Here is an 11,954-nt window from a genome sequence, read left to right on the forward strand (position 1 = left end):
CTTTCCATTCAGCAGATGGGCAGTCCAATGGGGCAATTGGCCTACCGCTTTTTCGGCAGATTGTGTACCTTTCTTGCCAGCAACTACCTAAACCATGCATCGCCTTCTCCCCCTCTTTTTTTACCTGCTCGCCCTCCCGCTGCTGGCCCAGCCCGACGTGCAGAAAAAACTACAAACCGACCTCATCCTGGCCGACGACGGCGCGACCATTGACTTGCCCACAGGTACGTTTGCACTGGTGAGCAGCCTGTCGTTGCAGGACAAAAAAAACATCACCCTCCGGGGCGCGGGCGTCGGTAAAACGGTGTTGTCGTTCAAAGGGCAAACCGAAGGCGCCGAGGGGCTGCGCGTGAGCAACGGGCGTAACATCGTGATCGAAAACCTGACCATCCAGGACTCGAAAGGCGACTGCATCAAGACGATGAACGTCGACGGGATCACCTTCCGTAACGTGCGGGTTGAATGGACGGGCGAGCCGAAGGAAACCAATGGCTCCTACGGCCTGTACCCGGTACAATGCCAGAACGTGACGATTGAAAGCTGCACAGCCGTGGGGGCGTCTGATGCGGGCATCTACGTGGGGCAGTCGAAGCAGATTGTGGTGAAAAACTGCGTAGCCTGGCATAATGTAGCGGGTATTGAAATTGAAAACTCCATCGGGGCCGACGTTTATGACAACTACGCTTACGAAAACACGGGCGGCATTCTGGTGTTCGACCTGCCTGATCTGGTGCAGAAACGGGGCGGTCAGGTACGTGTCTTCAACAATCGGATCGAGAACAACAACCTCGACAACTTTGCCCCGAAAGGCAACATCGTGGCGCGGGTGCCGGCCGGTACGGGCGTGCTCGTGCTGGCGACCAGTCAGGTCGAAATTTTTCGTAATCAGATCAGCAACAACAAGTCACTCGGCACGGGGATCATCAGTTATTTCATGACCGAAGAGCCGATCAAAGACAAAGAGTATTACCCCTACCCCACCCAGATTTCGATCCACGACAATACGTATAGCCGCCCGGCCGTATACCCCACGCGGAAGGGTCGCATGGGCCTGATGTTTCGGTTCAAACTTCGCTTCGGCAAGAACGTACCTGACATTCTCTGGGACGGCGTCACCGACGAAAAAGGGGCACGTACCCAGCCGCCGGTTTGCCTGACCAACAATACTAACGCCCAGTTTGCTAACATCGACGCTGCCAATAATTTCAAGAACATCAGTCGAGACGATACGCCCTACCGGTGCACGTTACCCGCCCTGGAGGCCGTGCGCTAACCCGCCCCCCTCTCCATGACTGTTTCACCCGAAGTGCTTTCTGACTTGGGTTATACCCTCGACGAAGAATTGCCGCACGAGCAGCTCGTGCCGTTTGTACAGACCTATTGCCGAAAACGGAACCCGTACACCGTCTTCTTCTGGGCGTTCAATATCGTCCTCGTCGTGCTCTTTCTCGTGTTTCTGTACCGCCAGCCACGCGGCACGATAGCAACCAGCCTCAATCAGGCTTCGTTGGGAATGGCCTTTTTTCTGGTTGTCCTGCTTCCCGTTCACGAATTGCTCCACGGACTGGCCTATAAGCTGCTGGGTGCCACGCGCATATCGATTGTGGCGCAATGGCGGCAACTGGTTTTCTATTGCCTGGCCGACCGCTTCGTGGCCAATGCAACGGAGCTACGGCTGGTGGCGCTCACGCCCTTCGTCGTCATCAATACCCTGCTGATCGTCGGTATGGCGCTGGCCTCGCCGCCGTTATTCTGGATGTTCTTTGGCGCGTTGATTCTGCACACGGGTGGTTGTTTCGGTGATTTCGGCATGGTTAGTTATTTTTATACAAACCGGCACCGAAACCCCTGCACCTACGACGACGCCCAACTCCACAAATCATTTTTCTTCGTAAAGGCCTGATGCTTCACCGTCCATAGTGGCGAGATGCCAACCCGGTCAGGCTGCGTTGGTAACCATCCGTTCTTTTCCACGACCATGCAGACTGCCAGCGGCCTCACCTACCAAATCGAAAAACCACCGCCTAAATTGGCCAATTTTGTGGAAAGCTTTTGGCGGCTAACCAACCCCACGGATCAGCCTGTACCCGTGATAGTGCTACCCGATGGCCGCTTCGATGTCATCTACTCGTTCTCGCCAGCCGAACCGCGCCGTACCATCCTGACGGGGCTGGGTAGCAAGCCGGAACAACAACGGGTGGAAGCGGGTACCCTCATGTATGCGGTCAGTTTCCGTCTGTTGGCGCTCGAGTACCTGTTGCAAACCAGCATCGCCAATCTGGGCAACGATGTGCAGATATTGCCAGCTGATTTTTGGGGTATTACCGACGACGACCTGAGCGATTTAAGCCGCTTCAGCGCCCGGCTGTCTCACTTGTTTGCACAACGCATCCCGGCGCAGATCGACCCTAGAAAACAAACGTTACAGCAGCTCATCTACGCCACCAACGGGTCCATTCCGGTTGGTGACTTGGCGCAGCAAACCGGCTGGAGTAGCCGCCAGATCAACCGTTACTTCACCAGACAACTGGGGGTGTCGTTAAAAACGTATTGCACCATGTTGCGCTTTCGAGCGTCGTTTCAGCACCTGCGGGAAGGGCGCCTGTTTCCCGAAGAAAATTTCACTGATCAGGCCCATTTTATCCGGGAAGTGCGAAAATACGCGGGCGTTACCCCCCGGGGACTGGCTCAAAATGCCGATGACCGATTTATACAATTGAGCACCCTGACGAAGCCATAGGTTTGCAACACACAAACTAACTTTTCTTGTATGTTGCTCACCAACAAACACATCGCCATCATTGGGGCCGGTCCCGGCGGCCTCACCCTCGCCCGGCTGCTGCAACACAGCGGCGCCAGCGTGCACGTATACGAACGCGACGAGCACCCTGATGTGCGGGTTCAGGGCGCTACCCTCGATCTGCACCTCGACTCCGGCCTGCTGGCGCTGCAAGAGGCCGGCCTGATGGACGCCTTCAGGGCCAACTACCGCCCCGGTGCCGACAGGCTGCGAATTGTCGATAAAGACGCACAGGTGCTGCATGAAGAGACTGGCGACGATCCCGACGCGTTTTTCCGGCCCGAAATTGATCGGGGGCCTTTGCGCAAACTGCTACTCGACTCGCTTGAGCCGGGTACCGTATTGTGGGACCGTCAATTTAAATCGATGACTCAGCAACATGGCGCCTGGACGTTGACGTTTGCCAACGGCGCTACAGCCAAGGCCGATCTGGTTATTGCTGCCGATGGTGCCCGCTCGCTCATCCGCCCGTACCTGACCCCCATCCAGCCTTTCTACTCGGGCGTAACCATCGTTGAGGGGAACGTACCTGACTCAGCCACCACCGTTCCGGTCATTCACGAGTTGCTGGCAGGCGGCAAAATCTTTGCGATGGGCGACGAAAAATCGCTCATCATCAGTTCGAAAGGCGACGGTAGCCTGGTGTTCTATTTCGGCTGTAAAACACCTGCCAACTGGCATAATAAACTAGCCCCGGCACTGAACGACCGTCAGCAGCTAAAAAACTGGTTTCGGCAGACGTTTGCCAACTGGGCCGATATGTGGCTAGCCCTTTTGGAGCAGGCAACCCTACCGCTGATGGTACGGCCCCAATATTGTATGCCGCTCGACCAACAGTGGGACGCGCAGCCTAACCTGACCATGATTGGCGACGCGGCCCATCTGATGCCACCCTATGCTGGTGAAGGCGTTAATATGGCCATGCTCGATGCCCTGGAACTCAGTCAGTGTCTGACCAACGATAAATTTGCCGATATTCAGACAGCCATTGCCGCCTTTGAAACCCGGATGCGCCAGCGGGCGGCTGAGATAGCCCGCCTCACACTGGAACAAACGGCGTCGATGCATTCTCCGCAGGCCATTCCCGACTTGCTGGCTCTGTTTAGTCCGACTGACTCATGAAGTATCTGTTGCTGATGGCGGCCTTAGCCTGCCTGCTGCTTTCGCTCAACAACGCTGAGCCAACCGGGCAGGTTATTCCCCAAAATCTGTCGGAATACGGTTTCTTCGTCGGGAATCTGGCCGATCAGCAACCCGCTGAGGGGGTAGTGCCCTACCGGCTCAACACGCCCCTGTTCTCGGATTATGCCGAGAAACTGCGGTTTGTGAAGCTACCGGCGGGTTTGTCGGCCCGGTACGATGCCCGCGAGGTGATGGACTTTCCGGTAGGCACGACGATCATCAAAACGTTTTATTTTCCTGTCGATTTCCGGGATGCGGCCAAAGGGCGGCGGCTGATGGAAACGCGGCTGCTGATCCGCAACGAGTCGGGCTGGAAGGCGCTGGAATACGTTTGGAACGACGCCCAGACCGACGCCGTGCTGGAGGTAGCGGGCGACCGCAAAACGGTCAGGTACGTCGATGCCGCCGGACGTACCCACGAGCAGCTTTACGTGATGCCCAACCTCAATCAGTGTAAGAGCTGCCATAACCGCAACGAGGTGCTGATGCCCATCGGCCCCACCGCCCGGCAACTCAACGGCCCGTTCGATTACGGCACCGGCCCCGAAAACCAGCTTACGCACTGGCAGAAAACCAGCCTGCTCACCGACCCCGCCTCAGCGGGGCAGGCTTCCTCAATCGACCCGGCTACTGCGCCCCGCGCCCCGGTCTGGAACGACCCTGCCACAGGTACGTTGGCCGAGCGCGCCCGTATCTACCTCGACATCAACTGCGCGCACTGCCACCGCCCCGACGGCCCCGCCAGTACCAGCGGCCTGAACCTGACGATGCACGAACAGAACCCAACGGCCTGGGGCTTGCACAAAACACCCGTCGCCGCCGGGCGAGGCTCGGGCGGCCATCAGTACGACATCGTACCCAGCAAACCCAACGAGTCGATTCTACTCTACCGAATGGAATCGACCGACCCCGGCGTGATGATGCCCGAAGTTGCCCGCAAAGTGGCGCACCGGGAAGGCATTGCGCTGATCCGGGAGTGGATTGAGAAAATGAATGAATAATAGATAGTGAAGAATGAATAATGGGGCTGACGCGAGAGAAAGATGCCGAGCCCCATTATTCATTCTTCACTATTCATTATTCATTCAATCACCCTCGGCCCGACGGTGTTGATACCCGACACGTAGACTTCGCCGGTAATGCCCACCGACAGGAAGGCGTGCTGCATGGCCGAGCCGACAGCCTGTGCCGTTTGCAGGTCGCGGCTGAGGGCAAACATCGACGGGCCAGAACCCGAGATGCTGCATCCCAGCGCCCCGTTGTCGAGGGCAGCCTGTTTGACTTCGTTGAATTCGGGAATAAGAATCGACCGGACGGGCTCGATAATGACGTCGACCATTGAGCGGCCAATAAGGTCATAGTCGGGTTTGGTGAGGCCCGCAATCAGACCCGCCACGTTGCCCATCTGGGTGATGGCGTTCTTCAGCGACACCTCGTTTTTCAGGATATACCGGGCGTCTTTGGTATTCACCTCCACATCGGGGTGGACGATGGTCGCAAACAGACTGGCGGGTGTGTCAATTCGGATAACGTCGAGGGGCGAGTAGCTCCGCACCACCACAAACCCACCCAGCAGCGACGGCCCCACATTGTCGGCATGGGCCGAACCACAGGCCACGCGCTCGCCTTCCATCGCGAAGGGAAGCAGTTCCATCGTCGTCAGGGGGCGACCCAACAGTTCATTGGCGGCAAACACACCCGCTACGGCGCTGGCGGCACTCGATCCCAGCCCGCTGCCCAGGGGCATATGCTTGGTCAGGACCATATCGAACCCGACATCGGTCCGGCCAATTTTCTGAAGGAACACCTGAATGGCGATACCCGCTGTGTTACGGGCCGCTTCGCGCGGCAACCGCCCGTTATCACCGATAATGTCGATGATGCGGACGCCGGGCTGATCGGCGATCTTGAGCCATACCTCATCGCCGGGTTGATCGACGGCAAATCCGAAAATATCAAAGCCACAGGCCACATTGGCCACCGTAGCTGGCGCAAATACTCGTATTTCGTTCACGGGGCAAATATAGGTTAAGGTTTAGAGTTAAACGTTTAGGGTTTCGAGTTGACTGTCGTACATCTACAAGCGCGACAGTCAACTCGAAACCCTAAACGTTTAACTCTAAACTTCTTCCTTCTACCAGAACCGAACGTAGAGCATCGAGAACAGCACCAGAATGGCCACGATCATGGCAATGCTGGTGTTCGATAGCTTGAACATAGCGGCGTCGATCTCGAAGGCTTTCGGGTTGATCTTCGGACCGGCCAGACTCACCAGCACCATCAGGCCCACCGTCAGGAAGAACGCCCAGCCCATTGCGACGAGGAACGGAATTTCGTAGGCGCCTTTTCCGTTGGGGAAAGCCGTATACATGATCGTTTCGGGGCCGAAAAGCGCTGGCGCAAAGTTGTTGAACAACAGCGCAAACCCGAAGCCCGCCAGGATGCCAACGATGGCCGCCGCGCCGGTGGTGCGCTTCCAGAAGAAGCCCAGGATGAAGATGGCGAAGATACCGGGGCTAATGTAGCCCGTGTATTTCTGGATGTACGTAAAGCCGCCTTCGCCACCAATACCCAGCGTATCTTTCCAGGTAAAGATGATCGAGATGAGCATGGCACCCAGGATGGCAAACCGGCCCACCCAGAGCTGCTTGCTTTCGCTGGCTCCTTTGTCGATATATTTCTTGTAGATATCCAGCGTAAAGATCGTCGAGATGGAGTTGGCTTTACCGGCCAGTGAGGCTACGATCGCCGCCGTAAGTGCCGCCACCGAGACCCCTTTGAGGCCGGTAGGCAGGAACGTCAGCATGGCCGAGTAGGCATTATCACCCGATACCATCCCATTGCGCATCATTTCAGCCTGAATACCGCCGTTTTTGAAGATCACGTACGCAGCAATACCCGGCAGCATCACGATGATCGGCATGAAAATCTTCAGGATAGCCGCGAAGAGAATACCCGTACGGGCCGTTTGCAGATCGGCACCCAGGGCCCGCTGCGTGATGTACTGGTTACAGCCCCAGTAGTTGAGGTTCACGACCCATTGCCCACCCAGGTACATGAGAATGCCCGGCAGGGTGAGGTACCGGTTGATTTCGCCCTGCGACGCGCCGGGACCAGGTTTCGGGAAAATCATGTGGAAGTGATCGTCGGCATCTTTCATCATGGCACCCAACCCCGCTATGGCGCTGCTGCCCAGCCCGAAGGTTTCGCTCACTTTGGTCAGGGCCAGGTACGTAGTTACCAGACCACCGATGATGAGCACCAGTACCTGAACCACGTCGGTGTAGCCAATCACTTTCATGCCACCCAGTGTAATGAAAACGGCAAATATGCTCAGCCCGATGACGATCACATGGAACGAGTCGCCGCCGATCAGGTTACTCAGGGCCAACGCACCCAGAAACAGAATCGACGTCAGGTTGACGAATACGTAAAGAAACAGCCAGAACACCGCCATAATCAGACTCACCGTCTCGTTGTAGCGCGTGTTCAGGAACTGCGGCATGGTGTAGATTTTATTCTTCAGGTAGATCGGAATAAACCACACGGCCACGATAATCAGGCTGATCGCCGCCAGCCACTCGTAGACAGCAATCGCCACCCCAAACCGGAACCCATCGCCCGACATACCGATAAATTGCTCGGCGGAGATGTTCGACGCGATGAGCGAGGCCCCAATGGCCCACCAAGTCAGCGATCCTTCGGCCAGGAAGAAATCTTTGGTGTCCATGCTCGTGGTCTGTTTCCGTTTGTAGATCCAGTAGCCATAGGCCGAGACACCAATAAAGTAGAGCAGGAAAACAATGTAATCCGTCGTAACAAGTTGATTCATGTAAACTACGTGGCAGGTTTAGAACCGTAAGAGTTGATTTGTATTTAACGGGGTTAAAAATAGACTATCGTGACCAAAAGCTGCTTTTTTCTGCATAAAAAGCGAATGAATATGGCCACAATTGGCTGAAGCCCGATAGGCAAAGGCAGAAACGTCGTGATTCAACTCTATTCGGAAAAGAATTTCGTTAGCAAACCGGCAGCTGCCCGTATTCTGGTAGTCTATCAGCGATTAATTGATAACATCTTGTAACTTGTCCCATTTGATTGAAAATAGCGGTTGTAGTACTTCTTGACGCCAGACGGGCCTAACTTGCTGTTTCTTTCCCCTTTCCTTCATGAAAACCGTGTATTCGTCGGCCGACGAACTCTACGACGAACTAGCGTTTGCCATTGATGCGGCTGAACTAGGCATTTGGGACCTCAACCCAGTCAGTAATACATTCAAGGGCAATGCACGGTTAAAAGAGTGGTTTGGCTTAGGCTCCGACGACGATATCCCCCTTACGTTGGCCCTGGATGTGATTGTCCCCGCCGATCAGGTTCGTGTTACCGAAGCTATCTGGCGGGCTATGCAGTTCGATTCGGGCGGGCAGTACGACACCATTTATACCATCATCAATCCGAAGACGCAGGTTGAGCGGGTGGTGCGGGCTAAGGGTAAAGTCAAGTTCAATGCCGACAAGACAGCCCAACGCTTCAACGGCATTTTACAGGATATTACGGAGCAGTACCGCATCGATCAGATCTGGCGCGAAAGCGAAGAACGCTTCCGGACGCTGGCCGAGGGAACGGATGTACTGATTGCGCTCGCCGATGAAACCAGCAACGCCACCTATTTCAACAAAGCCTGGACCAACCTGACGGGCCGATCGATGAACGAACTGCTCGCCTTTGGCTGGGCAGACCTTATTCATCCCGATGACCGGAAGGCGTATGTCAACATCTACCTGTCGGCTTTTGCCAGGCGGGTGCCGTTTACGGGCGAGTTTCGGCTCCTGAGCCAAACGGGCGATTACCGCTGGTTGCTGGCTAATGGCCCGGCCCGCTTCCGCCCCGACGGGTCATTTGCGGGCTACATCAGTTCGTGTGTCGACATCACCGACCGCAAACAGGCCGAAGAAGCCCTGCTTCTCAGCGAGCGCCGCTTCCGGTCCATTATTGAGGAAGCGTCGGTGGCCACCATGCTTTTCGTTGGTCCGCAGCATTACATCGAGGTGGCCAACGAAACCATGATTCGCTACCTCGGCAAAGGCCCGTCCATTATCGGCAAGCCACTCATCGAAGTCCTCCCCGAACTGGATGGCCAACCATTTCTACAGATACTGGATACGGTTTATACCACGGGGGTTGCCTACGAAGCGGAGGCCGCTGAAGCGCAACTGGTCATCGACGGTCAGTTGCGGTCGTTTTACTTTACGTTTTCCTACAAACCGCTACGCAACGCTTCGGGTGAGGTGTATGGCATTCTGGACACGTCTGTCGACGTAACCGAACAGGTGCTTACACAACGCGCCCTGGAACGGAGTGAGCAGAACTTGCGCAGTGTCGTCGAGAGCGCGCCGTTTCCGATCGGCGTTTACGTAGGTCCGGAAAAGCGGATTCAACTGGCCAACCAGGCGATTATGGCGATCTGGGGAAAAGGTACCGACGTGATTGGCAAACGCTATACCGATGTGCTTCCCGAGTTGAGCGATCAGGCTATTTTTAGTCAGTTGGAGCAGGTTTACGCCACCGGCGTGCCGTTTCATGCCAAGAACCGACGGCTCAACATACTGGTGAATGGCGAGACCCGGCCCTATTTTTTCAACTACAGCTTCACCCCGCTTTTTGATGGAGACGGTACCGTGTATGGGGTCATGAGCACCGCCGCCGACGTGACCGATCTGGCCCTCGCCAAACAGCAGGTCGAGGAAACCGAAGCGGCCCTGCGCGGCGCGATTGAACTGGCCGAACTGGGTGCCTGGGAGCTCGACGCAACCACCATGCAGGTAACCTATTCGGATCGGATAAAAGGCTGGTTCGGCTTTGGGCACGATCAGACGCAGGCCGACACGCTCTACAGCGTTATCCACGAGAAAGATCGCCTCCGGGTAGAGCAGGCTATCCTCGCGGCGTTAACACCCGGGGGAGCCGGCGTGTATGACGAAGAATACGTCCTGATTGAACCGAGTGGGTACGAGCGCATTATCCACGCCCACGGCAAAGCCCTGTTTGACGAGCAGGGTCGACCCAAGAAGATCAGCGGCACCGCGCAGGACGTAACCGAGCAACGGCGTGTGCAACAGGAGCTGGAACGGCAGGTGCAGGAACGTACCCAGCTGCTTCAGGCGCTGGTGCGCGATCTGGAACGCTCTAATGCCAACTTGCAACAGTTTGCCTATGTGGCGTCGCACGATTTGCAGGAGCCCCTGCGCAAGATTCGGTCGTTCGGGAATCTGCTGATCGACCAGTATGGCGATCAGTTGGGCGACGGCAACGACCTACTCAACCGGATGCAGGCCGCCGCCAGCCGGATGTCGGTTCTGATTCAGGATCTGCTCACGTTTTCGCGCATCTCGACCCGGCAGGAGACGGCCACCTCAGTCGATTTAGCACAACTCATCGACACCGTACTGGCCGATCTTGAGTTGCGCATTCAGGAAACCGAGGCCGTGATCGACATTGGGCCGCTCCCTAAGGTTCAGGGCGACACCTCCCAGTTGGGGCAGCTGTTTCAGAATCTGCTCAACAATGCGCTGAAATTCAACCAACCCAGCCAGCCGCCCCGGGTTCAGGTACGTGCCCAGACGATGACCGCCGATCAGCTACCCGCCGATGTGCGCCCGACGCGCCCGGCAACGGCCTATCATCGCATCGATGTGATTGACAATGGCATCGGGTTCGACGAGAAATACACCGACCGGATTTTCCAGGTATTCCAGCGCCTCCACGGGCGGGGTCAGTATGACGGCACCGGAATTGGGCTGGCCATCTGCGAGAAGGTGGCGGCCAACCATGGAGGGGCCATCACCGCGACTAGTCAACCCAATCAGGGAGCCACCTTCAGCGTGTATTTGCCCGTGTGGCCATAACTATCGTTTGCAGGCTATAGGCGTTCGCTCAGGCGCTCGGCCAGGTCCTCGATGTCGGTACGGCGGGCCAACACCGACAGCCAAAGTTTAGGAATGCTACTGACGCCGTAACGCAGCCCGGCCAGCCCACCCGTAATGCTGCCGGTTGTATCGGTGTCGCCACCCAGGTTGACGGCTTTCAGCACTGCCTGCGTAAACGAATCGGTGGTCAGGAAACACCAGAGGCTGGCTTCCAGCGTGTGCAGCACATAGCCCGACGACTGAATGTCTGATTCATGGCACTGGGCCAGTGGCTTGGCCGGGGCAGGTAGCGCCGGATTTTCTAGAATACGCTGAAAATGCGCCAGTTCCTCGGCAGGCGCAACAGCAAACTCATTGATAAACCCGTTGACGGTTTCTTTCATCTGCGCAAACGCCTGCTCTTTGTCGGGTTCGACAAGCAGGCAACGGGCTAGCTCGGTGTAAATGAAGCAGGCCAATACCGAGCGTATATGCCCGTGTGTGAGCGACGATACTTCCATGACAAGCCGATACCGGTCTGAGACGGGCCGCTCGTACATGTAGAACACCAGCGGCAACAAGCGCATCAGCGAGCCGTTACCGTTGTCGGTTTCGGCACGGCCACCGGCCAGGGTCGGGGCTACGCCAAATCGTAGCTTGGTTATGGCCGTGCTGGTAGCCATGCCGATGTCGAACACGCGCCCGCGGGCCGTCCAATAGCCCCGGTCGCTCCAGTTGATAAACCGGTGCGCGATGTCGCTCAGGTCATAACCTTTGCAGAGACTTTCGGCCAAACAAAACGACAGCGAACTGTCGTCCGACCAGGTGCCCGCCGGCTGATCGTGGGTGCCGTGCCCCTGCATGGTGGTGACAGGACGCTGCTTTAGAAAAACCCGGCCCTGAAACTCAACGGGTACACCCAGGGCGTCCCCGACTGCCAGCCCCAGTAACCCTGCCATTATTTTATTAAGTACAGGTTTATTCATCGTTCATTAACGGGACTTAATGGCTTTACTCTGCATAATGCGGTATAACGCTAAGTACCGGCAATCACGCCGACATCAGCC

At 56.5% G+C, this 11,954-nt stretch carries 9 protein-coding genes; 6 read left to right on the forward strand and 3 right to left on the reverse strand.

The genetic code is table 11. The features are described 5' to 3' along the window. The first annotated feature begins 94 nt into the window (after nucleotides 1-94). The 5 genes from ACAW74_RS17725 to ACAW74_RS17745 all read left to right on the forward strand — a co-directional run bounded on the left by ACAW74_RS17725 (nucleotide 95) and on the right by ACAW74_RS17745 (nucleotide 4,983). A complete protein-coding gene (locus ACAW74_RS17725; protein WP_370699553.1) occupies nucleotides 95-1,273 on the forward strand; it encodes a parallel beta-helix domain-containing protein in 1,179 nt (392 codons plus the stop codon). 15 nt (nucleotides 1,274-1,288) lie between these two features. Further along, the gene (locus ACAW74_RS17730; RefSeq protein ID WP_370699554.1) at nucleotides 1,289-1,903 is read left to right on the forward strand and encodes a DUF3267 domain-containing protein; all 615 of its coding nucleotides are present in this window, start codon (nucleotides 1,289-1,291) and stop codon (nucleotides 1,901-1,903) included. Between the two features lie 75 nt (nucleotides 1,904-1,978). After that, the gene (locus ACAW74_RS17735) at nucleotides 1,979-2,740 is read left to right on the forward strand and encodes a helix-turn-helix domain-containing protein (RefSeq protein ID WP_370699555.1); all 762 of its coding nucleotides are present in this window, start codon (nucleotides 1,979-1,981) and stop codon (nucleotides 2,738-2,740) included. Nucleotides 2,741-2,770: 30 nt separating this feature from the next. Then, nucleotides 2,771-3,922, forward strand: a complete 1,152-nt coding sequence (locus tag ACAW74_RS17740; protein ID WP_370699556.1) for an FAD-dependent oxidoreductase — start codon at nucleotides 2,771-2,773, stop codon at nucleotides 3,920-3,922. Then, nucleotides 3,919-4,983, forward strand: coding sequence for an SO2930 family diheme c-type cytochrome (locus ACAW74_RS17745; protein ID WP_370699557.1), 1,065 nt, complete (start codon nucleotides 3,919-3,921; stop codon nucleotides 4,981-4,983). Before ACAW74_RS17740 ends, ACAW74_RS17745 begins: the two co-directional genes overlap by 4 nt. An 80-nt stretch (nucleotides 4,984-5,063) precedes the next feature. Here the strand turns inward: ACAW74_RS17745 and ACAW74_RS17750 are convergent, their stop codons facing one another. Both ACAW74_RS17750 and ACAW74_RS17755 read right to left on the reverse strand, forming a co-directional pair. After that, nucleotides 5,064-5,996, reverse strand: coding sequence for a homoserine kinase (locus ACAW74_RS17750; protein WP_370699558.1), 933 nt, complete (start codon nucleotides 5,994-5,996; stop codon nucleotides 5,064-5,066). Between the two features lie 120 nt (nucleotides 5,997-6,116). Next, a complete protein-coding gene (locus ACAW74_RS17755) occupies nucleotides 6,117-7,814 on the reverse strand; it encodes a sodium:solute symporter family transporter (RefSeq protein WP_370699559.1) in 1,698 nt (565 codons plus the stop codon). A 337-nt stretch (nucleotides 7,815-8,151) separates the two neighbouring features. On the opposite strand from ACAW74_RS17755, the gene ACAW74_RS17760 reads away from it, so the two are divergent. Next, nucleotides 8,152-10,887: a PAS domain S-box protein gene (locus ACAW74_RS17760; RefSeq protein ID WP_370699560.1), complete on the forward strand. Its 2,736-nt coding sequence runs from the start codon at nucleotides 8,152-8,154 to the stop codon at nucleotides 10,885-10,887. A 14-nt stretch (nucleotides 10,888-10,901) separates the two neighbouring features. On the opposite strand, the gene ACAW74_RS17765 is transcribed toward ACAW74_RS17760, so the two are convergent. Beyond that, on the reverse strand, nucleotides 10,902-11,873 hold the full coding sequence (locus tag ACAW74_RS17765) for an ADP-ribosylglycohydrolase family protein (RefSeq protein ID WP_502918613.1): 972 nt from the start codon (nucleotides 11,871-11,873) through the stop codon (nucleotides 10,902-10,904). Nucleotides 11,874-11,954 lie beyond the last annotated feature (81 nt).

Source organism: Fibrella musci (assembly GCF_041321105.1).
In the GTDB taxonomy this organism is placed as follows: Bacteria; Bacteroidota; Bacteroidia; order Cytophagales; family Spirosomataceae; genus Fibrella; species Fibrella musci.

What these genes read in the sequence shown, in the direction of transcription:
- ACAW74_RS17755 (WP_370699559.1), bottom strand. Translation starts at nt 7,814, where the DNA reads ATGAATCAACTTGTTACGACGGATTACATTGTTTTCCTGCTCTACTTT.
- ACAW74_RS17735 (WP_370699555.1), top strand. Translation starts at nt 1,979, where the DNA reads ATGCAGACTGCCAGCGGCCTCACCTACCAAATCGAAAAACCACCGCCT.
- ACAW74_RS17740 (WP_370699556.1), top strand. Translation starts at nt 2,771, where the DNA reads ATGTTGCTCACCAACAAACACATCGCCATCATTGGGGCCGGTCCCGGC.
- ACAW74_RS17730 (WP_370699554.1), top strand. Translation starts at nt 1,289, where the DNA reads ATGACTGTTTCACCCGAAGTGCTTTCTGACTTGGGTTATACCCTCGAC.
- ACAW74_RS17725 (WP_370699553.1), top strand. Translation starts at nt 95, where the DNA reads ATGCATCGCCTTCTCCCCCTCTTTTTTTACCTGCTCGCCCTCCCGCTG.
- ACAW74_RS17765 (WP_502918613.1), bottom strand. Translation starts at nt 11,873, where the DNA reads ATGAATAAACCTGTACTTAATAAAATAATGGCAGGGTTACTGGGGCTG.
- ACAW74_RS17760 (WP_370699560.1), top strand. Translation starts at nt 8,152, where the DNA reads ATGAAAACCGTGTATTCGTCGGCCGACGAACTCTACGACGAACTAGCG.
- ACAW74_RS17745 (WP_370699557.1), top strand. Translation starts at nt 3,919, where the DNA reads ATGAAGTATCTGTTGCTGATGGCGGCCTTAGCCTGCCTGCTGCTTTCG.